Annotated in this window: 21 protein-coding genes and 4 tRNA genes; 22 read left to right on the top strand and 3 right to left on the bottom strand. The window is 35.4% G+C overall.

From position 1 onward, the window contains the following. Positions 1–217: 217 nt before the first annotated feature. Positions 218–2,122: an SPFH domain-containing protein gene (locus tag BLR17_RS06955; RefSeq protein WP_066325017.1), complete on the bottom strand. Its 1,905-nt coding sequence runs from the start codon at positions 2,120–2,122 to the stop codon at positions 218–220. A gap of 180 nt (positions 2,123–2,302) precedes the next feature. Here BLR17_RS06955 and BLR17_RS06960 point away from each other — a divergent pair, with 180 nt between their 5' ends. Next, complete coding sequence (locus BLR17_RS06960; RefSeq protein WP_066325008.1) at positions 2,303–2,530, top strand: PspC family transcriptional regulator; 228 nt, start codon at positions 2,303–2,305, stop codon at positions 2,528–2,530. 55 nt (positions 2,531–2,585) lie between these two features. On the opposite strand, the gene BLR17_RS06965 is transcribed toward BLR17_RS06960, so the two are convergent. Further along, a complete protein-coding gene (locus tag BLR17_RS06965) occupies positions 2,586–4,070 on the bottom strand; it encodes an amino acid permease (protein WP_066325005.1) in 1,485 nt (494 codons plus the stop codon). 45 nt (positions 4,071–4,115) lie between these two features. On the opposite strand from BLR17_RS06965, the gene BLR17_RS06970 reads away from it, so the two are divergent. The 20 genes from BLR17_RS06970 (at position 4,116) to BLR17_RS07065 (ending at position 22,319) form a co-directional block, all read left to right on the top strand. After that, positions 4,116–5,147 carry a ComEA family DNA-binding protein gene (locus BLR17_RS06970; RefSeq protein WP_307725422.1) on the top strand — a complete coding sequence of 344 codons (1,032 nt, stop codon included), beginning with the start codon at positions 4,116–4,118 and terminating at the stop codon, positions 5,145–5,147. A gap of 15 nt (positions 5,148–5,162) precedes the next feature. Further along, positions 5,163–6,305 (top strand): acyl-CoA dehydrogenase family protein, encoded by a 1,143-nt coding sequence (locus BLR17_RS06975; RefSeq protein ID WP_066325003.1) that lies wholly within the window; start codon positions 5,163–5,165, stop codon positions 6,303–6,305. Between the two features lie 189 nt (positions 6,306–6,494). Continuing rightward, positions 6,495–6,689, top strand: a complete 195-nt coding sequence (rpsU, locus tag BLR17_RS06980; RefSeq protein WP_035659878.1) for a 30S ribosomal protein S21 — start codon at positions 6,495–6,497, stop codon at positions 6,687–6,689. Between the two features lie 73 nt (positions 6,690–6,762). Further along, positions 6,763–7,671, top strand: coding sequence for a tyrosine-type recombinase/integrase (locus BLR17_RS06985; RefSeq protein ID WP_066325098.1), 909 nt, complete (start codon positions 6,763–6,765; stop codon positions 7,669–7,671). Positions 7,672–7,690: 19 nt separating this feature from the next. Further along, on the top strand, positions 7,691–7,993 hold the full coding sequence (gene hpf, locus BLR17_RS06990) for a ribosome hibernation-promoting factor, HPF/YfiA family (RefSeq protein WP_066325096.1): 303 nt from the start codon (positions 7,691–7,693) through the stop codon (positions 7,991–7,993). A 91-nt stretch (positions 7,994–8,084) separates the two neighbouring features. After that, positions 8,085–8,158, top strand: a tRNA-Thr gene (locus BLR17_RS06995). Between the two features lie 27 nt (positions 8,159–8,185). Next, positions 8,186–8,266 (top strand) — tRNA-Tyr (locus BLR17_RS07000). Between the two features lie 84 nt (positions 8,267–8,350). Beyond that, positions 8,351–8,422 (top strand) — tRNA-Thr (locus tag BLR17_RS07005). 55 nt (positions 8,423–8,477) lie between these two features. Continuing rightward, on the top strand, positions 8,478–9,665 hold the full coding sequence (gene tuf / locus BLR17_RS07010; protein WP_066324999.1) for an elongation factor Tu: 1,188 nt from the start codon (positions 8,478–8,480) through the stop codon (positions 9,663–9,665). A 58-nt stretch (positions 9,666–9,723) separates the two neighbouring features. After that, a tRNA-Trp gene (locus BLR17_RS07015) sits at positions 9,724–9,794 on the top strand. A gap of 18 nt (positions 9,795–9,812) precedes the next feature. Further along, positions 9,813–10,010, top strand: a complete 198-nt coding sequence (gene secE / locus BLR17_RS07020) for a preprotein translocase subunit SecE (RefSeq protein WP_066324997.1) — start codon at positions 9,813–9,815, stop codon at positions 10,008–10,010. Positions 10,011–10,019: 9 nt separating this feature from the next. After that, a complete protein-coding gene (gene nusG / locus BLR17_RS07025; protein ID WP_066324995.1) occupies positions 10,020–10,571 on the top strand; it encodes a transcription termination/antitermination protein NusG in 552 nt (183 codons plus the stop codon). Positions 10,572–10,637: 66 nt separating this feature from the next. Further along, complete coding sequence (gene rplK, locus BLR17_RS07030) at positions 10,638–11,075, top strand: 50S ribosomal protein L11 (RefSeq protein WP_066324992.1); 438 nt, start codon at positions 10,638–10,640, stop codon at positions 11,073–11,075. A 13-nt stretch (positions 11,076–11,088) separates the two neighbouring features. Next, entirely contained in the window at positions 11,089–11,778 is a 690-nt protein-coding gene (gene rplA / locus BLR17_RS07035) for a 50S ribosomal protein L1 (RefSeq protein WP_066324989.1), read from the top strand. A gap of 22 nt (positions 11,779–11,800) precedes the next feature. Beyond that, entirely contained in the window at positions 11,801–12,298 is a 498-nt protein-coding gene (gene rplJ, locus BLR17_RS07040) for a 50S ribosomal protein L10 (RefSeq protein WP_066324987.1), read from the top strand. Positions 12,299–12,383: 85 nt separating this feature from the next. Then, entirely contained in the window at positions 12,384–12,755 is a 372-nt protein-coding gene (gene rplL, locus BLR17_RS07045) for a 50S ribosomal protein L7/L12 (protein WP_066324984.1), read from the top strand. A gap of 267 nt (positions 12,756–13,022) precedes the next feature. Then, positions 13,023–16,835, top strand: a complete 3,813-nt coding sequence (gene rpoB / locus BLR17_RS07050; protein ID WP_066324982.1) for a DNA-directed RNA polymerase subunit beta — start codon at positions 13,023–13,025, stop codon at positions 16,833–16,835. A gap of 260 nt (positions 16,836–17,095) precedes the next feature. Then, positions 17,096–21,403: a DNA-directed RNA polymerase subunit beta' gene (gene rpoC / locus BLR17_RS07055; protein ID WP_066325094.1), complete on the top strand. Its 4,308-nt coding sequence runs from the start codon at positions 17,096–17,098 to the stop codon at positions 21,401–21,403. A gap of 96 nt (positions 21,404–21,499) precedes the next feature. Beyond that, complete coding sequence (locus tag BLR17_RS07060) at positions 21,500–21,802, top strand: DUF3467 domain-containing protein (protein ID WP_066324979.1); 303 nt, start codon at positions 21,500–21,502, stop codon at positions 21,800–21,802. 202 nt (positions 21,803–22,004) lie between these two features. Further along, positions 22,005–22,319, top strand: coding sequence for a hypothetical protein (locus BLR17_RS07065; protein WP_245683122.1), 315 nt, complete (start codon positions 22,005–22,007; stop codon positions 22,317–22,319). A 74-nt stretch (positions 22,320–22,393) separates the two neighbouring features. Here BLR17_RS07065 and BLR17_RS07070 read toward each other — a convergent pair whose 3' ends face one another. Further along, positions 22,394–23,983 carry a peptide chain release factor 3 gene (locus BLR17_RS07070; protein WP_066324972.1) on the bottom strand — a complete coding sequence of 530 codons (1,590 nt, stop codon included), beginning with the start codon at positions 23,981–23,983 and terminating at the stop codon, positions 22,394–22,396. 315 nt (positions 23,984–24,298) lie between these two features. On the opposite strand from BLR17_RS07070, the gene BLR17_RS07075 reads away from it, so the two are divergent. After that, positions 24,299–25,729: a peptidylprolyl isomerase gene (locus BLR17_RS07075; protein ID WP_066324968.1), complete on the top strand. Its 1,431-nt coding sequence runs from the start codon at positions 24,299–24,301 to the stop codon at positions 25,727–25,729. The last annotated feature ends 15 nt before the right edge of the window (positions 25,730–25,744 follow it).

The raw sequence follows: 25,744 nt of genomic DNA on the forward strand, positions 1-25,744 counted from the left end.
CTAAAAAATAAATTATTTTTTTAAGAAAAACACACTCAGCCTGATATTATGAATGGCTGTAGTAAATATATTAATAATCTATTGATTTTTAGTAAATATGATTGGGCTTTATTTATTATTTATGGATTCTGATTTGAATTCGATAACAACTATAAATTCATTTCTGATACAAAAAAAAAATCCGCTGTGAAGCGGATTTTAAGAAATCAATCGAAAATTAATTTTTGTTAGGTTCATCTTTTTTGGCGTCCATCATTTCCATTAATTTCATCCCAAGAAGACCACTAATTCCACCATCAGAACCGGAATTTCCAGAAATTAATACATCTGGAATGACTTTGATTTGTCCTTTTCCTATTTCTTCAGTTATTTTATATTTAGTAAAATTGTCACCTCCCATAGCTGAAACCTGTAATTGGTAAGCTTCAGCAGTTGATTTACCTATCGCCATGATTTTTTCTGCTTCGGCTAAACCGGTTTTAGAAATTCTTTCTGCTTCGGCGCTTGCTGTTAGTTTAGTAGCTTCGGCCTGTGCTCCGGCTCTGGCTTTGGTAGCTTCAGCTTCCGCATTGGCACGCATTTTTGTAGCTTCGGCTTCCGCATTTACATTTAGCTTTAAACTGGTAGCATCTCCTTCGGCTTTTTTAACTGTGGCATCGGCGGTTCTTTGAGCAATTTCAACACTTTGTGATGCTTTCACAATTTCCTTTTGCATATCAGCAATAGCGGTTTCTTTCTCAACCCCCTGACGTTGTTCTTGTGCCATTTTTTGGGTTTGATAGGTTTTTTGCTCTTCTTCGGCAATTTTCCTGTCAGTCAGTGTTTTCATCAATGATTCAGGTGGTACAATATCTCCAATTAAGGTATCAACAGCATTGACATTGTATTCGTCTAAAACGACTTTAATATGATTTTTAGCCGATTCCTGACGCTCTTTTCGGGTAGAAAGGAAGGAAATAACGTCACTTTCCTGAGCCGAGTTTCTAAAATAATTTCCAATGGTTGGTTCCAAAACCTGTGAAACAAGATTGTTCATGCTTCCAAATCGGGCAATTACTTTTGGTGCTTCATTAGCGGGAACGTGAATAATCTGCGAAACATCCAGATTGAAAGGAAAACCATCTTGTGAACGAACAGTTATCGTTGAGAGGTTTTTGTCTAAGTTGTGGGATTCGCTTCTGGCATCAGCCCAGTTCAGAACCAAATTGGTAGTTGGGACAGGTTCCAGCTTTGTTGTGTATTTGTTTAGTGCATATTTCCCAGGACCGAAAGGTTCCATCCAAACTCCGCGTTGTCCTTTTGAAACAATATTTCCATGTTTAAAGTTATCTCCGGTTACATCTTGACCGTCTTCTCCAATATACGAAATAACAACACCAACATATCCGATAGGTACATCAGTCATAGGTGTTTGTTCTATTTGAATTGCCCAGGAATTGATATAATAAGAACCGGCAAGCATCACCTGAGGCTGTAATCCACGGTTTCCACCGTTTTTCAAAAATTGATCAAAATCCTGAAAGTTATTATGATTGTCTACAAATTTACCCGCAATTTGACCAATCGGAATAGGTTCTCCATCCATTGCAGTTACAATTCCAACCATGTTTTCAGAGATTACTATTTGTGGAGCCACTATGACTTCAAATAAATAAGTGTTAATACGGTAAGAACCTGTAGTAATGAATGCTGATTGACGCCCTTTTTGTCCGCCATTATCAAGAAATAAAGTTGCATCCTGATAATTGTCTGAACTTACTTTTTGAGCAAGTATTCTACCTGTAGGTATTTCAGCACCATCTTTACTTAATACCAATCCGATATTTCCTTCCGGAATAATGGTAAATGGAGTCATGTTTACAGAATACTGCCAAGGCCACATTCCCCAATATAATCCTGGAGCCAGTGTTTTAGCTTGAAAACCTGCTTCCCCTTTGGTTGCTATGATTCTTCCGTCGGGTAACGATTTTGCAGCTCCAAAGAGCACGAATTTTTTGGTTACTAAACCAATTCTGTCTTCAGGTACGATAACCATCCCGAAGAAAACTCTTAGTACGAATTTGTAAAGGAAAAGACATAGGAATAATAAAAATATCCACCAGTAATCTGTAATTGTTGTCATATTTAAATAAAGTTAGTTAATTCAAAAATAGATTATTTTTCTTTCTTTTTGAATTATATGTAGATTATTTATTGTTAAATAATTTTGATAGTACCAAGAATAGCTAATCTGTTTATTCGTTGATTTGATAATGCGTGAATACTTTAATTTTGTACTTTTACCCAATATCAAAAAGATAAAATGTCAGCAATTTTAAAACTTAAGTTTTTTTTCGAAAAGTATGGATTCCATGTTTCTTCGCGTCTTGCCGATAAACTGGGAATGCGTGTTACCAATGTGCGGTTATTTTTTATTTACATTTCTTTTGTAACCGTAGGATTGGGTTTTGGAGTATATTTGACCTTAGCTTTTTGGATTAGACTGAAAGATTTGATTCGATCCAAGAGAACTTCAGTTTTTGATTTATAAAAAAAGCCCTCTGAAATTAAAATTTTCAGAGGGCTTTTTTTATGAAAGAAATGACCTATTCTGTTTTTTCAGGATTATTCAAAACACTGTTTTTTCGGCTAAATGAGAAATAAACAACAATTCCAATTCCCATCCATAAAAACAGTCGTAACCAGTTTGTCCATCCCAGTCCGTACATCATTGCCAAACATACAATAGCACCTAGAATTGGTACAACAGGTACAAATGGGGTTCTGAATTCGCGAACCATATCCGGTTCTCTTTTTCTCAAAATAATTACAGAGATACAAACTAAAACAAATGCAAATAAAGTTCCGATACTCGTCATGTCCCCAACAATATCTCCCGGGATAAATGCAGCAAACAGACCTACGATGATAAGAATTGCAAGGTTGGCTTTGTATGGAGTTTTGAATTTTGGATGTACATCGCTAAACATTTTAGGTAATAAACCATCTCTACCCATAGAGTAAAATACTCTTGATTGTCCTAAAAGTAATACCAGAATTACTGAAGAGAAACCTGCCAAAATAGCAATAGTAACAAATTCTCCAAGCCATTCGTAGCCAATCATGTATTTGTTTATGGCGAATGCTACCGAAGCCTCTTTTCCTCCTGTTCTAAAATCTTCTACCGTAGCAACTCCTGTAAGGACATGTGCAAAAAGAATGTATAACACTGTACAGATTGCTAATGAACCTAAAATTCCAATTGGCATTGCTGTTTTTGGATTTTTTGTTTCCTGAGCTGCAGTACTTACCGCGTCAAACCCAATGAAGGCAAAGAAAACGGTTCCCGCTGCTCCCAGAATACCCATTATTCCTCCAAAAGAATGATCAATTCCATGTTCATCAGTAAAAACAGAAGGTTGTGGAATGTAAGGAGTGTGGTTAACAGGATTAATGAATTTCCATCCTACATATATGATAAGGATAACAATGGTTGTTTTTAGAATAACAATTATACCATTAACAAAAGCTGATTCCTGAATTCCTTTAATCAATAATAAGCTAATTATTGTAACTATAAATAAAGCAGGTAAATTAATGATTCCCTGGTGAAGACCATCCGGGGAAGTTTGAAAAGGAGAGTGTGAGAATTCAAACGGAATGGGACTGGTATGTATTACATTTACTAATAAGTCATTGAGATATTCACTCCAGGCAATCCCTACTGTAGCACCTCCTACTGCATATTCTAAAATTAAATCCCAGCCAATTATCCAGGCCAGAAATTCACCCATGGTTGCGTAGGTATAAGTGTAGGCACTTCCCGAAATTGGTATTGAAGAAGATAATTCTGCGTAGCAAAGTCCTGCCAGGGCACAGCCTATTGCTGCCACGACGAAGCCTAAGGTTACTGAAGGTCCTGCACTTTGTGCTGCCGCTGTAGCGGTTCTCACAAATAATCCGGCTCCAATAATGGCTCCGATTCCTAAGGCAATTAATGACCAGGCTGTAAGAGTCCGTTTTAATCCTTTTTCAGAATCTTCTGCTTCGGCTAAGAGTTTAATTAGTGGTTTCTTGTTCCAAATAGACATGGTTTTGAGATTTGTTATTGTTAATTGTCAAAAGTATTATTTTTTATGAAAAAAACAATGACTTTGGATTTAAGTTGTAGGATTAATGTTAAAGTGGTTTTTGGTTTGGGTTTTCTTTATAATTTGTTGATTTTATGTGTTTATTTTTTATATTTAGTCAGAAAAAAACGTATTTGGCAACTACCGATGGATTTTAAAACAATTAGGGATTATTTTAATTTTTCAAAAGACCAGCAAAAGGGAATTCTTTTGTTGTTTTTAGTAATTGTTGCGTTGCAATTGGTTTATTACTTTGTCGATTTTAGTTTGGTTTCAAAAGAAAATCCGGAAAAACAACAATGGCTCGCACTTGAAACACAGATTGATTCGATGGAGCTGAATATGAAAGATCGAGTTCCTAAAATATATCCTTTTAATCCTAATTTTATCACCGATTATAAAGGTTATAAATTAGGAATGTCGGTAGCTGAGATTGACCGATTACACGCTTTTAGAAAAGAAAATAAATATGTGAATTCGGCAAAGGAATTTCAGGAAGTAACCGGAGTTTCTGATTCTTTATTAAATTCAATCTCGCCTTATTTTAAATTTCCTGATTGGGTTAAAAATAAACAAACTCCTAAAGCAGTTGTGTTTTCGAATACAAAGCCAGCCTATTTTTCGAAAAAGGAAAAAGTAGTTGTTAAAGATATTAATCAGGCAACTCAGGAAGATTTGATGAAGATTTATGGAGTTGGAGAAGCAATTTCAATGCGAATTTTAAACTTTAAAGAAAGTTTGGGCGGATTTGTTTCGATGGAACAAATGAAAGATGTCTGGGGTTTATCTCCCGAAGTTGTTGAGCGTTTGAAAACAAGTTTTAAGGTTGGTGCGCTTTCGAATATGAAAAAAATAGATATTAATAATGCTTCAGTCAAAGAGTTAGCTAAGTTTCCGTATTTTAAATACAACCTCGCCAGAGAGATTGTAATTTACAGGAGTATGAATGGAGATATTAAAAATGCAAGCGATTTAACAAAAATTAAAGGAATGTCTATTGAGAATGCAACTATTATAGCCTTATATTTGGACTTTTAAAAAAAAGCCATAATGATGTATTTTGATTACAGTGAGACGCAAAATATGATTGCGCAATCCATAAGAGATTTTGCAGAAAAAAATATCAGACCTTATATAATGGAGTGGGATGAGGCTCAGATTTTTCCGGTTCCTTTGTTTAAACAATTAGGAGATATGGGGTTTATGGGGATTTTAGTTCCTGAAGAATTTGGAGGTGCCGGATTGGGGTATCATGAGTATATAACTATTGTAGAAGAAATTTCTAAAGTAGATCCTTCTATAGGGTTGTCGGTGGCGGCACATAATTCGTTGTGTACAAATCATATTTTGACTTTTGGGAACGAAGAACAAAAAAAGAAATGGATTCCAAAATTAGCTTCAGGCGAACATATTGGAGCCTGGGGATTGACCGAGCATAATACCGGTTCAGATGCCGCAGGCATGAATACCACAGCTAAGAGAGATGGAGATTTTTGGATTGTTAACGGAGCTAAAAATTTTATCACTCATGCCATTTCCGGAGATATAGCTGTAGTAATTGTTCGTACAGGTGAAAAAGGAGATTCTCGTGGAATGACTGCTTTTGTTTTTGAAAAAGGAACTCTAGGTTTTACTTCTGGGAAAAAAGAAAATAAATTAGGAATGCGCGCCAGTGAAACTGCTGAATTGATTTTTGATAATTGCCGGATTCCGGATGCTAATAGATTAGGTGAAGTAGGTGAGGGATTTATTCAGGCTATGAAAATTTTAGACGGGGGACGTATTTCCATTGGAGCCTTGTCTTTAGGAGTAGCTAAAGGTGCTTACGAAGCAGCATTAAAATATTCGAAAGAAAGACATCAGTTTGGTAAGCCTATTTCTGAGTTTCAGGGAGTGTCATTTAAATTAGTTGACATGGCTACTGAGATTGAGGCTTCTGAGTTGCTGTTGCATAAGGCGGCTTTTTTAAAGGAGCAACATCGTCCGGTAACTACAGCAGGAGCTATGGCTAAGATGTATGCTTCTGAGGTTTGTGTGAAAGTGGCAAATGAAGCGGTACAAATTCATGGTGGTTATGGTTTTACTAAGGATTTTCCAGTGGAAAAGTTTTATCGAGATGCTAAATTATGCACAATAGGTGAAGGGACTACAGAAATTCAGAAAGTAGTTATTTCAAGAAATTTATTGAAAGACTAAAGAGGGAAATAGAATAAAGAGTATAGAAAAAAGAGCCAAGAAGCAAGAGATTGTGACTTGGCTCTTTCGATTCAATTTGTTCTCTTTTTTCTGTATTCTGTTTTCTTCTTAAAATAATTCAGAATTAAAACTAATAATTCATAATTAATTTATACTTTTGCGGCCTTAACGAGAGGAGGTGTCAAAATTATGTTAATTATACCAATTAAAGACGGAGAAAATATCGATAGAGCATTAAAGCGCTATAAAAGAAAATTTGATAAAACTGGAACAGTTCGTCAATTAAGAGCTCGTACAGCTTTCATTAAACCGTCTGTTAAAAACAGAATGAAATTCCAAAAAGCGGCTTACATTCAAGGTTTGAAAGATAGCTTAGAAAGTTAGTAGTTACTTTTTGAAAAAAATAATAACCGTTAGTGGTCAGATTTTTTATAAATTTGATGCTAACGGTTTTTTTATGGCTACAAATTTAGAAGCATTTACGGATTATTTGCAAAAGGAGAAAAAATATTCTTCTCATACTTTGTGTGCTTACGTTAAGGATGTTTCTGATTTTCAGGAATTCAACAGGGTGAATTTTGGGCAGGAAGATGTGGTTAGGGTTGAGTATGTTCAAATACGTTCGTGGTTGGTTTTTTTGGTTGAAAGTGGATTGTCGAATCTTTCTGTTAATAGAAAAGTGGCTTCTTTAAAAGCGTTTTATAGATTTCTTTTGAAAATAAAAGAAATTGATATGAGTCCTTTGTTGAAACATCGCGCCTTGAAGGTTTCTAAAAAGATGCAAATTCCTTTTTCTGAAAAAGAACTGGAATTGGTTTTGGAGGATATTGGGTCTGGGGTTGGTTTTGAGTCTGTCAGGGATAAGTTGTTGATTGAGTTACTGTATTCGACTGGGGTTAGGAGGGCGGAATTAATTTATTTAAGATTGGATGCTGTGGATTTTTCTGGTAAAACAATTAAGGTTTTGGGTAAAAGAAATAAAGAGCGTGTTATTCCTGTGTTGGGTGTGGTTCTTGATCAGATGCGCTTGTATATTAAAGAGAGAGAGGGTTTGCAGAAAATTGAGGATGTGGAGTATTTTTTTTTAACGAAAAAAGGGTTAAAATTAAATGAATCTTTTGTGTATCGATTAATAAATTCTTACTTTAGTAAAGTCTCCGAAAAGGTAAAAAGAAGCCCTCATATGTTAAGGCATACGTTTGCAACTCATTTATTAAATAACGGAGCTGATTTAAATTCAGTTAAGGAGTTGTTAGGGCATTCTAGTTTGGCTTCAACGCAGGTTTATACTCATAATAGTTTGTTGGAGTTGAAAAAAGTCTATGCTGGAGCACATCCTAGGGGTGATGATGATTCTAAAGTTTAACCATAAAAAAATATTGATTATGAAGGTAAATGTTCATGCCGTTAACTTTAATGTTGATGGGAAGCTAGTGGATTTTGTTCAAGGGAGAATGAATAAATTGGAAAAGTACTATGACAGGGTGGTTTCTTCAGATGTTTATTTGAAAGTAGAGAAAACAAGCGAGAAGGAGAATAAAATTGTTGAGGTTAAAATTAATGTGCCGGGAGATGATTTTCTGGTAAAAAAACAATGTAAAACCTTTGAAGAGGCGGTAGAATTGTCTGCAGAATCATTGGAGCGTTTACTGATAAAAAGGAAAGAAAAAATAAGAGCGCATATATAATTTAAAATTTTTTCAAAAAATGTTTTGATTGAGAGATAAAATCTATACATTTGCAGTCCGTTAGAAATAGCGGACTTTTTTTATTTAAAATGCCGATGTAGCTCAGCTGGCTAGAGCAGCTGATTTGTAATCAGCAGGTCGTGGGTTCGAGTCCCTCTATCGGCTCTTTTTAAATGTTGAAATCATTGGATTGGGAAGATACTCAAGCGGCCAACGAGGACGGACTGTAAATCCGTTGGGTAACCTTCGCAGGTTCGAATCCTGCTCTTCCCACAAAAAGAAGTTAAGATTTCAGATTGTAGGCTTTAGGTTGAAAAATCTAAAGCCTAAAATCAAAAATCTAAATCAGAACTCTCTGCCGGTGTAGCTCAGGGGTAGAGTGCTTCCTTGGTAAGGAAGAGGTCTCGGGTTCAAATCCCGACATTGGCTCAATTTAAGTAGGAAATTGAAATTAATATATAACTAAGATTAAAAATTAAGTAAAATGGCAAAAGAAAGTTTTAATCGTTCGAAACCACACTTGAATATTGGTACTATCGGACACGTAGATCACGGAAAGACTACTTTGACTGCTGCGATCACTAAAGTATTATCTGATGCAGGATACTGTCAAGCTAAGTCTTTTGATCAAATTGACAACGCTCCAGAAGAGAAAGAAAGAGGTATTACTATTAATACATCTCACGTAGAGTATGAAACTGCTAACCGTCACTACGCTCACGTAGACTGTCCAGGTCACGCGGATTACGTTAAGAACATGGTTACTGGTGCTGCTCAAATGGACGGTGCTATCTTAGTAGTTGCTGCTACAGATGGTCCAATGCCACAAACTCGTGAGCACATCCTTTTAGGACGTCAGGTAGGTATTCCTCGTATCGTTGTTTTCATGAACAAAGTGGATATGGTTGATGATGCTGAGTTGTTAGAGCTTGTTGAAATGGAAATCAGAGATTTATTGTCTTTCTATGAGTATGATGGAGATAACTGTCCTGTAATCCAAGGTTCTGCTTTAGGAGGATTGAATAATGATCCAAACTGGGTACCTAAAATTATCGAATTAATGGAAGCTGTTGATGCTTGGATCGAAGAGCCAGTACGTGACGTAGCTAAACCATTCTTGATGCCAGTTGAGGATGTATTTACAATTACAGGTCGTGGAACTGTTGCTACAGGTCGTATCGAAACTGGAGTTGCTAACACTGGAGATCCTGTTGAAATCATTGGTATGGGAGCTGAGAAATTAACTTCTACTATTACTGGGGTTGAGATGTTCCGTAAAATCCTTGATAGAGGTGAGGCTGGAGATAACGTAGGTTTATTGTTAAGAGGTATTGATAAAGCTGATATCAAACGTGGTATGGTTATTATTAAGCCAGGTTCAGTAAAACCACACAAAAAATTCAAAGCTGAGGTTTATATCTTGAAAAAAGAAGAAGGTGGACGTCACACTCCATTCCATAATAACTACCGTCCACAGTTCTACGTACGTACAACTGACGTAACAGGAGTTATTACTTTACCAGAAGGTGTAGAGATGGTTATGCCAGGGGATAACTTAACTATCAATGTTGAGTTGTTAAGCCCAATCGCTATGAACGTAGGTTTACGTTTTGCTATCCGTGAAGGTGGTAGAACTGTAGGTGCTGGTCAGGTAACTGAAATTGTAGAGTAATCTATATAAAATAAAAAAAGCCAGTTGATTTTCTTAATTGAGGTCACTGGCTTTAATTACGGGCGTAGTTCAAGGGTAGAATAGCGGTCTCCAAAACCGTTGATGGGGGTTCGAATCCCTCCGCCCGTGCAAAAAAAATATATCATAATGGCAAAAATTGTTAATTACATATCAGAAGCATTTGAAGAATTGAAGTCAAATGTAACTTGGCCAGCATGGGCTGAGGTGCAGAGTCTAACAATTATTGTGGCTGTTTTTTCGGTACTATTTGCTTTAGCTACATGGGGAGTGGATGAGTTTTTTGCAAAAGCATTAGCAGGATTTTTTAACTGGTTAAAAGCGTAGTTTTATATTATGGCAGATAATAATGTTAAAAAATGGTATGTTGTTCGAGCAGTAAGTGGGCAAGAAAATAAAGTTAAGGCATATATAGAAACAGAGATCTCTAGATTAGGGATGTCTGATTATGTGTCTCAGGTACTTGTTCCTACTGAGAAAGTAGTATCGGTAAAGGATGGAAAGAAATTAGTTAAGGAAAAAGTATATTTTCCTGGCTATGTTATGATAGAAGCTAATTTAATTGGAGAGATTCCTCATATTATTAAATCGGTGACTAGTGTTATTGGGTTTTTAGGTGAGACAAAAGGAGGAGAGCCTGTTCCTTTAAGACTTTCTGAGGTTAATAGAATGCTAGGTAAAGTTGATGAGTTAGCTGTGAATACAGATACAAAATCAATTCCGTTCAGCTTGGGCGAAACGGTTAAGGTTATTGATGGACCTTTTAACGGTTTCAATGGTTCAGTTGAAAAAATCAATGAAGAAAAGCGTAAACTTGAAGTTATGGTTAAGATTTTCGGTAGAAAGACACCATTAGAGTTGAGTTTTATGCAAGTTGAAAAAGTATAATTTTCGTTACACTATAATAATCACTTCAATTGCTTCCGTAAATTGTTGTGTTAAATTTTTTAAAAAATGGCTAAAGAAATTAGTAAGGTAGTTAAACTACAAGTTAAGGGAGGTGCTGCGAATCCGTCGCCACCGGTTGGACCTGCTTTAGGAGCTGCTGGGGTTAACATCATGGAGTTCTGTAAGCAATTTAATGCTAGAACACAAGATAAACCTGGCAAAATATGCCCAGTACAAATTACTGTGTATAAAGACAAATCATTCGATTTTGTTGTTAAGACTCCTCCTGCAGCAGTTCAGTTATTGGAAGCTGCAAAGCTAAAATCTGGTTCAGGAGAGCCTAATCGTAAAAAAGTAGCTAGTGTTACTTGGGAACAAATTAGAGCTATTGCTGAAGACAAAATGCCGGACTTAAACGCTTTTACAATTGAGAAAGCTATGAGTATGGTTGCTGGAACAGCTAGATCTATGGGTATAACTGTATCAGGAGACGCTCCTTTTTAATTAAGAGAAAGACATGGCAAAATTGACAAAAAAGCAAAAAGAGGCTGCTTCAAAAATTGAAAAGAACAGATTATACTCTTTAAAAGATGCTGCTGCATTAATTAAAGTTGTTGCTTCTGCAAAATTTGATGAGTCTGTTGATATCGCAGTACGTTTAGGAGTTGATCCTAGAAAAGCGAATCAAATGGTTAGAGGTGTAGTAACATTACCTCACGGAACTGGTAAAGATGTAAAAGTATTAGCATTAGTTACTCCTGATAAAGAAGCTGAAGCTAAAGAAGCTGGTGCTGATTACGTAGGTCTTGATGATTACTTACAAAAAATTAAAGATGGTTGGACAGATGTTGATGTTATCATCACTATGCCAGCTGTTATGGGTAAATTAGGTCCATTAGGTCGTATTTTAGGACCTAGAGGTTTAATGCCTAACCCTAAAACAGGTACAGTAACTATGGATGTTGCTAAAGCTGTTGCAGAGGTAAAAGCTGGTAAAATTGACTTTAAAGTTGATAAAACTGGTATCGTGCATGCTGGAATTGGTAAAGTTTCTTTTGGAGCTGAGCAAATCGTTGAGAACGCACACGAAATTATTCAAACATTAATCAAACTTAAGCCAACTGCTGCTAAAGGTACCTACATTAAAGGTATTCACCTTACAAGCACAATGAGTCCTGCTATTGCATTAGACCCAAAAGCAGTATAATTGGTAGTTAAAAATTTTTAGTATGACTAGAGAAGAAAAATCAATCGCGATTGAAAATTTAACTGCACAGTTAGCTGGTACAAATATTATTTATGTATCTGATATTTCTGGACTTGATGCAGAATCAACTTCAAACTTAAGAAGAGCTTGTTTTAAAGCTGGTATTAAATTAGAAGTTGTTAAGAACACTTTGCTTGCTAAAGCAATGGAAGCTTCTGAAAATGATTATGGTGATTTACCTTCAGTATTGACTGGTAACAGCGCTATTCTTATTGCAGATGTTGCTAATGCTCCTGGAAAAATTATTAAAGAATTCAGAAAGAAAGCAGCAAAACCTGTTTTAAAAGGAGCTTATATTAATTCTGAGATTTATATTGGTGATGAGCAATTAGATGCATTAGCTACTATTAAATCTAAAGAAGAACTTATTGGAGAAATCATTGGATTATTACAATCTCCAGCTCAAAGAATTATTTCTGCTCTTCAAAACCAGTTTGCGGGAGAAGAAACAGAAGCATAATCAAACAGAGTATGCGCTCTGTTTATAAAATTGCGCACAATAAATAAATTATAATTTTTACAAATCATTTTAAAAGATAGAAAAAATGGCAGATTTGAAACAATTCGCAGAACAATTAGTTAACTTAACAGTTAAAGAAGTTAACGAATTAGCAACAATATTAAAAGATGAGTATGGTATCGAGCCTGCAGCTGCTGCTGTAGTTGTAGCTGGTGGTGCTGACGGTGGTGCTGCTGTTGAAGAGCAAACTGAATTTACTGTTGTATTGAAAGAGGCTGGTGCTTCTAAATTAGCAGTAGTTAAATTAGTTAAAGAATTAACTGGTTTAGGTCTTAAAGAAGCTAAAGACGTAGTAGACGGTGCTCCATCTAACGTTAAAGAAGGTGTTTCTAAAGAAGAGGCTGAAGGTCTTAAAAAATCTTTAGAAGAAGCTGGAGCTGTAGTTGAGCTTAAATAAGTTTAAACAGTTTTAAGAACAAGGTTTAGGTCTTGAGTTTAACCACTCAAGCCTAAACCATTTTTCGTATAATGAAATAGTTCCAATTTTATTATAAATATTCGTTTATAAATACGAAAAAGTTTTTGATCAACACGAAGAAAAAAAATAGGCTGGTACTTGGATTATTTTTAAAGATGTGTTGGTTATAAAAAGAAAGTATCCATTAAACAATGTGTTTTTACACAAACAAAAACTACTTTTTTTTAATCAAAATTTTGTCCATTGATGATAACAAATCAGACTGAAAGATTGAATTTTGCCTCTACAAAAAACATACCTCAGTATCCGGATTTTTTGGATGTTCAGGTAAAATCTTTTCAAGATTTTTTTCAATTAGAAACTAAATCAGACGAAAGAGGCAACGAAGGTTTATACAACACCTTCATGGAAAACTTTCCAATTACAGATACAAGAAATAACTTTGTATTGGAGTTTCTGGATTATTTTGTTGATCCACCACGTTACACAATTCAAGAATGTATTGAGAGAGGTTTAACTCATAGTGTACCTTTAAAAGCAAGGTTAAAACTATATTGTACAGACCCGGAGCACGAAGATTTCGAAACTATTGTTCAGGATGTATACTTAGGTACCATTCCTTACATGACTCCTAGCGGAACTTTCGTTATCAATGGTGCTGAGCGTGTTGTTGTTTCTCAATTACACAGATCTCCAGGGGTTTTCTTCGGACAATCATTCCATGCTAATGGAACAAAATTATATTCTGCCAGAGTAATTCCTTTTAAAGGTTCCTGGATTGAATTTTCTACAGATATCAACAGCGTTATGTATGCTTATATCGATAGAAAGAAAAAATTACCTGTAACTACTTTATTCCGTGCTATTGGTTTCGAAAGAGATAAAGATATTCTCGAAATCTTTGACTTAGCTGAAGAAATTAAAGTTTCTAAAACAGGACTTAAAAAATATATTGGTAGAAAATTAGCTGCCCGTGTTTTGAATACATGGCATGAGGATTTCGTAGATGAGGATACAGGAGAGGTAGTTTCTATCGAACGTAACGAGATTATCCTTGATCGTGACACAATTATCGACAAAGATAATGTGGAAGAGATCATTGAATCTAATGTTAAGTCTATTTTGTTACACAAAGAGGATGCTAATCAGGCTGATTATGCTATCATTCACAATACTTTACAAAAAGACCCAACAAACTCTGAAAAAGAAGCTGTTGAGCACATCTACCGTCAGTTGCGTAACGCTGAACCGCCTGATGAAGAAACTGCTCGTGGTATTATAGATAAATTGTTCTTCTCTGACCAACGTTACAACTTAGGTGAAGTTGGTCGTTACAGAATGAACAAAAAATTAAGTCTTGATATCCCTATGGACAAACAAGTTTTGACCAAAGAAGATATCATTACTATCGTTAAGTATTTGATTGAGTTGATTAATGCAAAAGCAGATATCGATGATATTGACCACTTATCAAACCGTCGTGTGAGAACAGTTGGTGAACAATTGTCGCAACAATTCGGTGTTGGTTTAGCACGTATGGCTAGAACTATTCGTGAGAGAATGAACGTTAGAGATAACGAGGTGTTTACACCAATTGATTTGATTAATGCTAAAACATTATCATCAGTTATCAACTCTTTCTTTGGAACTAACCAGTTATCTCAATTTATGGATCAAACGAATCCATTGGCTGAGATTACACACAAAAGAAGATTATCTGCACTTGGACCAGGTGGACTTTCGAGAGAAAGAGCCGGATTTGAGGTTCGTGACGTTCACTATACGCACTACGGACGTTTATGTCCTATTGAAACTCCTGAGGGACCAAACATTGGTTTGATTTCTTCTCTTGGTGTTTATGCTAAAGTAAACGGAATGGGATTCATTGAAACTCCTTACCGTAAAGTAACAGAAGGTGTAGTTGATTTAGTTTCTGAACCAACTTACTTAAGTGCTGAGGAAGAAGAAGGAAAAATGATTGCTCAGGCAAATATTGAAATGGATGATTCTGGAAAAATTACCGCAAGTAATGTTATTGCTCGTGAAGAGGGTGACTTCCCGGTAGTTGAACCAACAGTTGTTCATTATACAGACGTTGCTCCTAACCAAATTGCTTCGATTTCAGCATCTTTGATTCCTTTCTTGGAGCATGATGATGCGAACCGTGCGTTGATGGGATCTAACATGATGCGTCAGGCGGTTCCTTTGATCCGTCCTGAAGCTCCGATTGTTGGTACCGGTTTAGAGCGTCAGGTAGCTTCTGATTCAAGAGTATTGATTAATGCTGAAGGGCATGGTACTGTAGAATATGTAGATGCTAATATCATTACTATCAAATACGATCGTTCTGAAGAAGAAAGAATGGTAAGTTTTGATGCTGATGAAAAGACATATAACTTAATTAAATTCAGAAAAACTAACCAGGGAACAAGTATTAACCTGAAACCTATCGTAAGAAAAGGTGACAGAGTTGTGCCAGGACAAGTATTGTCTGAAGGTTATGCTACTCAAAATGGTGAATTAGCTTTAGGTAGAAACCTTAAAGTAGCGTTCATGCCATGGAAAGGGTATAACTTCGAGGATGCGATTGTAATTTCTGAAAAAGTAGTTCGTGATGATATCTTTACTTCAATCCACGTAGATGATTACTCTTTAGAGGTAAGAGATACTAAATTAGGTAACGAAGAATTAACGAATGATATTCCTAACGTTTCTGAAGAGGCTACTAAAGACTTAGATGAAAACGGTATGATTAGAATTGGTGCCGAGGTAAAACCTGGTGATATTCTTATCGGAAAAATTACACCTAAAGGAGAGTCTGATCCAACTCCGGAAGAGAAATTGCTTCGTGCAATCTTCGGGGATAAAGCTGGTGATGTAAAAGATGCTTCATTAAAAGCTTCTCCATCTTTACACGGTGTAGTTTTAGACAAAAAATTATTTGCAAGAGCTGTAAAAGACAAACGTAAACGTACTCAGGACAAAGATGCTTTAGGAGCACTTGAAATGGAGTTCGAAGTTAAATTTACAGAGCTAAAAGATAGATTAATTGAAAAACTTTTCTTAATCGTAAACGGAAAAACATCTCAGGGTGTAATGAATGATTTGGGTGAAGAAGTTTTACCAAAAGGTAAAAAATATACTCAAAAGATGCTTTACGCTGTTGAAGATTTTGCTCACTTAAGCAAAGGTCAATGGGTAGCTGATGATGCAACTAATAAATTAGTTAATGATTTGATTCATAACTATAAAATTAAGTTGAACGATTTACAAGGAGCTTTAAGAAGAGAGAAATTTACTATTACTGTTGGGGATGAATTACCATCAGGAATTTTGAAATTAGCTAAGGTTTATATCGCTAAGAAACGTAAGTTGAAAGTAGGGGATAAGATGGCGGGACGTCACGGTAACAAAGGTATTGTTGCAAGAATCGTTCGTCACGAAGATATGCCTTTCCTTGAAGACGGAACACCTGTTGATATCGTATTGAATCCACTAGGGGTACCATCTCGTATGAACATTGGTCAGATTTATGAAACAGTTCTTGGATGGGCTGGACAAAAATTAGGTAGAAAATATGCTACTCCAATTTTTGACGGAGCTTCTTTAGATCAAATTAATGCATTGACTGACGAAGCAGGAATTCCAAGATTTGGTCATACTTATTTGTATGATGGAGGAACTGGAGAGCGTTTCCACCAGCCAGCAACTGTAGGGGTTATCTATATGTTGAAATTAGGACACATGGTTGACGATAAGATGCACGCACGTTCTATTGGTCCATACTCGTTGATTACTCAACAACCACTTGGAGGTAAAGCTCAATTTGGAGGTCAGCGTTTTGGAGAGATGGAGGTTTGGGCACTTGAGGCTTATGGTGCTTCTAGTACACTTAGAGAAATCTTAACCGTTAAATCTGATGACGTAATTGGTAGAGCTAAAACTTACGAAGCTATCGTAAAAGGTGAAACTATGCCAGAACCAGGATTACCTGAATCATTCAATGTATTGATGCATGAATTGAAAGGTCTTGGATTAGACATTAGATTAGAAGAATAATATTCGGTGAACAGTGTTCAGTTTTTAGTAATCAGTGATAAGCTGAACACTAAAGACTGAATACTGAACACTTTTTTAATTAGTTTTCAGGATTTATACCCGTAAACCGTTCCGATTTTTTATACAAACCAAAATGGTTTTTATAACTAGCACTTCAAAAATTGCGTTTTGAAGTTTAGAGAAGTAATTCGAGGTAGTGGTTTTTGAATTTCATAAACCAAAATCAATTTTTAATTGCAAATAAATCAATAGTAAAAACTATGATGAATAATAGAAATAATAAAGAGAAAAACCAAGTAAAAAGGTTTGACAAAATTTCGATAGGACTAGCTTCTCCTGAATCAATCTTGAAAGAATCAAGAGGTGAAGTTTTAAAGCCGGAAACTATCAACTATAGAACACACAAACCAGAGCGTGACGGACTTTTCTGTGAAAGAATCTTCGGACCAGTAAAAGATTTTGAATGTGCTTGTGGTAAGTATAAAAGAATCCGTTATAAAGGAATCATTTGTGACCGTTGTGGTGTTGAAGTTACTGAGAAAAAAGTACGTAGAGATAGAGTTGGACACATCAACTTGGTGGTGCCAATTGCTCACATTTGGTATTTCCGTTCTCTTCCTAATAAAATTGGTTATATCTTAGGTCTTCCTTCTAAGAAATTAGATATGATTATTTACTACGAAAGATACGTAGTAATCCAACCGGGTATTGCTAAAAATGCTGATGGTGAATCATTACAAAGATTAGATTTCTTAACTGAAGAAGAGTATTTGAATATTTTAGATACACTTCCAATGGAAAACCAATACTTAGATGATTTAGATCCAAATAAATTTGTTGCCAAAATGGGAGCAGAGTGTATTATGGATTTGTTAGCTAGAATTGACTTGGATGCTTTATCATATGAGTTAAGACACAGTGCTAACAATGAAACATCTAAACAACGTAAAACTGAGGCTTTAAAAAGATTACAAGTTGTTGAGTCTTTCCGTGAGTCTAATGAAAACCGCGAAAACCGTCCGGAATGGATGATTATGAAAGTGGTTCCGGTTATTCCACCAGAATTACGTCCACTTGTGCCACTTGATGGAGGTCGTTTTGCAACTTCAGATTTGAATGACTTATACCGTCGTGTAATTATCCGTAATAACCGTTTGAAAAGATTAATGGAGATTAAAGCTCCAGAAGTTATCTTGAGAAACGAAAAACGTATGTTACAAGAATCTGTAGATTCATTATTTGATAACACTCGTAAAGCTTCTGCTGTTAAAACAGAATCAAACAGACCATTAAAATCATTATCTGACTCTTTAAAAGGTAAGCAAGGACGTTTCCGTCAAAACTTACTTGGAAAACGTGTGGATTATTCTGCTCGTTCGGTAATTGTTGTTGGTCCTGAATTGAAATTATTCGAATGTGGATTGCCAAAAGATATGGCAGCTGAATTATACAAACCTTTCGTTATCCGTAAATTGATAGAAAGAGGAATTGTAAAAACAGTTAAATCTGCTAAGAAAATTATAGATAAAAAAGAACCTGTAGTTTGGGATATTCTAGAGAATGTAATTAAAGGACATCCAGTATTACTGAACCGTGCTCCTACTTTGCACAGACTAGGTATTCAGGCTTTCCAACCAAAATTAATTGAAGGAAAAGCGATCCAATTACACCCATTAGTATGTACGGCTTTCAACGCGGATTTTGATGGTGACCAGATGGCGGTTCACTTGCCATTAGGACCAGAAGCAATCCTTGAAGCTCAATTATTAATGCTTGCTTCTCACAACATCCTGAACCCTGCTAATGGTGCTCCTATTACGGTACCTTCTCAGGACATGGTTTTGGGTCTTTATTATATGACCAAAGAGCGTTTGTCAACTCCGGAAAAGAAAATTTTAGGAGAAGGATTAACTTTTTACTCTGCTGAAGAAGTAAATATTGCCTTAAACGAAGGAAGATTAGAATTGAATGCTCGTGTGAAAATCAGAGCAAAAGATTTTAATGAAGAAGGAGATTTGGTTTACCAAATTATCCAAACAACTGCAGGACGTGTATTATTTAACGAAGTAGTACCTCCAGCGGCTGGATATATCAATGAAGTATTGACTAAGAAAAACCTTAGAGATATTATCGGTCACGTATTAAATTCAACAAGTGTACCTGAAACGGCTGCCTTCTTGGATAACATGAAAGATATGGGGTATAAATTCGCATTCCGCGGAGGATTATCATTCTCATTAGGTGATATTAGAATTCCAGAGCAAAAAACTCAATTGATTGCTGACGCAAGAGAGCAGGTAGAAGGAATTTCTTCTAACTATAACATGGGTCTTATTACCAATAACGAGCGTTACAACCAGGTTATTGACGTATGGACTTCTGCCAATGCACAATTGACAGAATTAGCGATGAAAAACATTAGAGAAGACCAACAAGGATTCAACTCTGTGTATATGATGCTTGATTCTGGAGCTCGTGGATCTAAAGAGCAGATTCGTCAGTTAACCGGTATGCGTGGTTTGATGGCTAAGCCGAAAAAATCGACTGCTGGTGGTGGTGAGATTATTGAAAACCCGATTCTTTCTAACTTTAAGGAAGGTCTTTCAATCCTTGAGTACTTTATCTCTACTCACGGTGCTCGTAAAGGTCTTGCGGATACGGCTCTTAAAACTGCCGATGCCGGATACTTGACTCGTAGATTACATGACGTTTCTCAAGACGTTATTGTTAATATCGAGGATTGTGGAACTCTTAGAGGTGTTGAAGTTTCAGCATTGAAAAAGAATGAGGAAATCGTTGAGTCATTAGGAGAAAGAATCTTAGGACGTGTTGCATTGCAAGATGTAATTAATCCTTTGACTAATGAAGTATTAGTTGCTTCAGGTGAGCAAATCACTGAGGCAATTGTGAAATCAATCGAAGCTTCTCCATTAGAAAGCGTAGAAGTTCGTTCGCCATTGACTTGTGAGGCATTAAAAGGTATTTGTGCTAAATGTTACGGGCGTAACTTAGCAACTGGAAAAATGACTCAAAGAGGTGAGGCTGTTGGTGTAATTGCTGCTCAGTCAATTGGTGAGCCAGGTACACAGTTAACACTTCGTACTTTCCACGTTGGAGGGGTTGCAGGAGGTATTTCTGAAGAGTCTAGTATTATTGCTAAATTCCCGGGAAGACTTGAAGTAGAAGACTTGAAAACTGTAAAAGGAGAAGATAACGAAGGAAACGAAGTTGATATCGTAATTTCACGTTCTACTGAATTGAAATTGGTTGACGAGAAAACAGGAATTGTTTTAAATACGCATAACATCCCTTACGGTTCTAGTATTTATGTGAAAGACGGTCAGTCTATTGGAAAAGGTGAAGTTATCTGTAAGTGGGATCCATATAACGGGGTAATTGTTTCTGAATTTACAGGAAAAATTGCTTACGAAGATTTAGAGCAAGGACAAACGTTCATGGTTGAAATCGATGAGCAAACAGGATTCCAGGAAAAAGTAATCTCTGAAGCCAGAAATAAAAAATTAATTCCTACTTTATTAGTTTACGGTAAAGATGGTGAGTTGATTCGTTCTTACAATTTACCGGTAGGTGCTCACCTGATGGTAGAAGATGGAGAGAAAATTAAAGCAGGTAAAGTATTGGTTAAAATCCCACGTCGTTCTTCTAAATCAGGAGATATCACGGGAGGTTTACCAAGAATTACTGAGCTTTTAGAGGCTCGTAATCCTTCTAACCCAGCTGTAGTTTCTGAGATTGATGGAGTTGTTTCTTTTGGAAAAATCAAAAGAGGTAACCGTGAGATCATTATCGAATCTAAATTTGGTGAAATCAAGAAATACTTGGTGAAATTATCCAGCCAAATTCTTGTTCAGGAAAATGACTTCGTAAGAGCTGGATCTCCATTATCTGATGGTGCTATTACACCTGACGATATCTTAAGAATTCAAGGACCATCAGCTGTTCAACAGTACTTGGTTAATGAAATTCAGGAGGTTTACCGTTTACAAGGGGTAAAAATTAATGATAAGCACTTTGAGGTTGTTATCCGTCAAATGATGCGTAAAGTTCAGGTTCAGGATCCGGGAGATACATTGTTCTTAGAAGACCAATTGATTCATACTAAAGATTTTATTGTTGAAAACGATAAATTATATGGAATGAAAGTGGTTGAAAACGCAGGTGATTCTTCTAATTTAAAAGAAGGTCAAATCGTTACTCCACGTCAATTGAGAGATGAGAATTCATTATTGAAACGTTCTGATAAAAACTTAGTAATTGCCCGTGATGTGGTTACAGCTACTGCAACTCCGGTATTACAAGGTATTACAAGAGCTTCGCTTCAAACGAAATCATTTATCTCTGCTGCTTCGTTCCAGGAAACAACAAAAGTATTAAACGAAGCTGCTGTTGCCGGAAAAGTAGATCTTTTAGAAGGATTGAAAGAGAATGTTATTGTAGGACACAGAATCCCTGCTGGTACAGGTATGAGAGAATACGATAATGCTATTGTAGGTTCTAAAGAAGATTACAACGATATGATGGCAAACAAAGAAGAATATATTTATTAATAAATAATATCTTTTCAATAAAAATAGAAAGATTACCTCGTGTAGTCTTTCTATTTTTTTTTACTTTTAACTTTTTAGTATATAATAAAAACTGATATGAAAGAACAGCAAGAACAAATTAATATTGAACTAGACGAAAAAACAGCAGAAGGAATTTATTCTAATTTAGCTATTATAAATCATTCAGCTTCAGAATTCGTTTTGGATTTTGTAAGCATTATGCCGGGAGTACCAAAAGCAAAGGTGAAATCAAGAATTGTTTTGACTCCACAACACGCTAAACGATTATTAAAAGCTATAGGCGAAAATATTCACCGTTTCGAAATGGCTCATGGCGAAATTAAAGATACTGAACCTACTCCAATTCCTTTGAATTTTGGTCCAGCCGGTCAGGCTTAAGATGTAGAGGCTTTCTTTTGAAAGCCTTTTTTTATTCCTATTTCATTTTTACTTTTTAGTAGCTAAACGAGTTTTAGAGTAGTTTATCGGAAATTTTTTTTACTGCATTTCTATTGCAATAGATTTGTTTCATAATAAAATAAGAACTCTAGAAATAAAGGTTATGAATAATTCAAAATTAAATAGTGCAAATTTAAACTTGATGACAACATTATTTGTTTTTGTGTTATTTGTTATGTGTTCATTTTCAGGATATAGTCAAACAGCAAAAGTTTCAACTATCGAAATTAAAGCTAATGGTACTGCTACATCTGAGAAAGTAGAAAGTTCAAGAGCTGCATCTAATTTAGAATTTGCTCAGTGGTTTATGGGTACCAAACAAGACCCAAATTCTACTTTAAATACTGAGGAAACCAACGCAAAAAAATCAATTATTACTTCTGGTATTGCTCCAAATCGTTTGCTAATTAAAGCTTTTTTGAAAAAAGTAGTGAATTACGAAAATGCATTATCATAAGAATAAAAAATATAGTTATAAAAAAAACGTCCCAATTTTGGGACGTTTTTTTTATGTAATTATCTGCTGTTTTTTTAATCTAATTCAGAAGTGAAATACAATTTGACACTAGGATATTTATTCTGTGTCATTTGGATTGTAAAATCCGAATCAGCTAAGAAAACCAATTGATCGTATTTATCTTTGGCAAGGAATTTTTGTTTGATACGCTTAAATTCTTTAAACTCTTCGTTTTTTGCATCATCAGGTTTTACCCAACAAGCTTTGTGTACCGGGAAATTCTCGTAAGTACATTTCGCACCATATTCGTGCTCTAAACGGTATTGAATTACTTCGTATTGAAGGGCTCCTACTGTACCAATTACTTTTCGGTTGTTCATTTCTAAAGTAAAAAGCTGAGCAACTCCTTCATCCATTAATTGGTCAACTCCTTTGTCCAATTGTTTGGCTTTCATAGGGTCGGCGTTGTTAATGTATCTAAAGTGCTCCGGAGAGAAACTTGGAATTCCTTTAAAATTCATGATTTCTCCTTCAGTTAAAGTATCTCCAATTTTAAAGTTTCCGGTATCGTGAAGACCTACAATATCTCCGGGATAAGAGATGTCTACTATTTCTTTTTTCTCAGCAAAAAAAGCATTCGGACTGGAGAATTTTAAGTTTTTCTTCTGACGAACATGGTAATAAGGTTTGTTTCTTTCAAAAGTTCCCGAAACAATTTTGATAAAAGCCAAACGGTCACGGTGTTTCGGATCCATATTAGCATGGATTTTAAATACAAAACCGGATAATTTTTCTTCTTCTGGTTTTACAGGACGTGTGTCAGAGTCTTTTACTCTTGGTGCTGGTGCAATGTTGATAAAGCAATCTAATAATTCTCTAACTCCAAAGTTGTTTAAAGCCGAACCAAAAAATACCGGTTGTAATTTTCCTTCCAAATAATCTTCCTGATTGAATTTTGGATAAACTTCATCAATTAATTCTAATTCTTCACGTAGTTTATCAGCAGGTTTTTGTCCTATTATTTTTTCTAATTCCGGGTTTTGAACATCCGAAAAAGCAATCGTTTCTTCGATGTTTTTACGGCTGTCTCCGCTAAATAAATTGATGTTTTTCTCCCAAAGATTGTAAATTCCCTGAAAGTCATATCCCATTCCAATTGGAAAACTCAACGGAGTTACTGTCAAACCTAATTTTTGTTCTACTTCGTCCATCAGGTCGAAGGCATCATGTCCTTCGCGATCTAATTTGTTAATGAAAACAATCATCGGGATGTTACGCATTCTACATACAGCAACTAACTTTTCAGTTTGTTCCTCAACTCCTTTTGCAACGTCAATAACCACAATTACACTGTCAACTGCGGTTAAAGTTCTAAAAGTGTCTTCGGCAAAATCCTTGTGTCCCGGAGTATCCAGGATGTTGATTTTTTTATCTTTATAATTAAATGCTAGGACTGAGGTAGAAACCGAGATTCCTCTCTGGCGTTCAATTTCCATAAAGTCACTCGTTGCTCCTTTTTTAATTTTATTACTTTTTACAGCACCAGCTTCCTGAATTGCTCCTCCAAAAAGCAATAATTTTTCTGTTAAGGTTGTTTTTCCGGCATCAGGATGCGAGATGATTCCGAATGTTCTTCTTCGTTGTATTTCTTCTAAAAAACTCATAGTTAATTCTAAATGGTTTGCAAAAGTACTATTTATAAATGCGATTTAAAAATAAATAGGAGGGAGTTGTTTTTTACTTTTTAATGATTGAAATTTATGATAAAGAAATATTTGAAAAATAAAGTTATGTTTTGACGATAATTTTTTGTTAATAGTAAGCTTGATAGTTGTATAATGTAATTGAATTGCTATTTTTGTTCGTTTTTATTCAAATAAATACAAGTAATATTCTTTTAAGTTGTTATCTTCCCTCAGTGCTAATTTTGGAGAATTATATTTGAAACCAATTTTTTAAAAATAAATTCTATTAAGAGAATGCCTTTAAAATCATTAAGAATGAAATTTATAAACATGAAGAATGTGTTTTTGTTTTTTGTTGTAGTGTTGTTGAATACGACAATGAATGCACAGGAAATAATAAAAGATAGTGCTGTTGTTGCAGAAAAAAAAGTCACTCCGGGTAAAAGACAAAAGGTAGATGGCGTTATTGCTAATGTGGGGGAATATATCATTTTGGATTCGGATATTGATAAAGCCTATTTGGAAATTTCAAGTCAGGGAGGTTCTATAAAAGATATTAGCAGATGTCAGATGCTGGGTAAATTATTGGAAGATAAATTATACGCGCATCAGGCAATCCAGGATAGTGTTAAAGTGACGGATGCTGAAATTAAGTCCATGATGGATGAACGATTGAATTATATGGTGCAACAACTTGGTTCAATGGAAAAAGTTGTTAAATACTATAAGAAAGATACCGAAGAGGAGTTTAGAACGTATTTCTTCGATATTTTGAAAGAAAATAAGCTGACTTCTGAAATGCAAAAGAAGATAGTTGATGGGGTTGAGATTACTCCTGAGGAAGTTCGTAATTTCTTTAAAAAACTGCCAAAAGACGAATTGCCGGTTTTTGGTGCTGAAATGGAAGTGGCTCAAATTGTGGTAGAACCAAAAATTACTCAAGTTGAAAAACAAAAAGTAATTGACCGACTAAATAGTTTTAAGAAAGACATTCAGGAGGGTTCCAGTTTTGCAACTAAAGCGGTTTTGTATTCGCAGGATCCGGGTTCCAGGTCAAGTGGAGGTTTTTATAAAATGACCAGAAAAACACCGTTTGTTAAAGAGTTTAAAGATGTCGCTTTTAGTTTAGAGCAAGGTGAGATTTCTGCTCCATTTGAAACGGAATACGGTTTTCATATCATTTACTTAGAAAAAATTAAAGGGCAGGAATTAGAGTTACGTCATATTTTGTTGACTCCGGCAGTAACTAAGGAGTCTTTAGAAGAAGCGAAGGAAAAAATCAATTTGATTAGAAAACGCATCGTAGACAAAGAGATTACTTTTGCTGAAGCTGCCAGAACAATGTCTGATCAAAAAGAAACAAGAGCTAATGGTGGGGTTTTGATTAATCCTAATACTCAGGATACCCGTTTTGAACTGACTAAAATGGATCCAACATTGTATTCACAGGTTTCGGGTTTAAAGGATAACGAAATTTCAGCTCCAATTCTGGATGAAACGCAATCAGGGAAAAAGCAGTATAAAATTATTACCGTAACAAACAGAATTAATGAACATACAGCTGATTATGCTCAGGATTATGTTAAGATTAAAGATTTGGCTTTGAAAGAAAAACAAATCAAAGCTATTGGAAAATGGTTTGATGAGAAAATCAAAGAGACTTATATCAAAATTATTGGAGAATACAGAGATTGTAATTTTACAAATAACTGGTTGAAAAAATAGTTTGTTCAAAATAAA

Origin of the sequence: Flavobacterium glycines (assembly GCF_900100165.1) — a bacterium.
In the GTDB taxonomy this organism is placed as follows: Bacteria; Bacteroidota; Bacteroidia; order Flavobacteriales; family Flavobacteriaceae; genus Flavobacterium; species Flavobacterium glycines.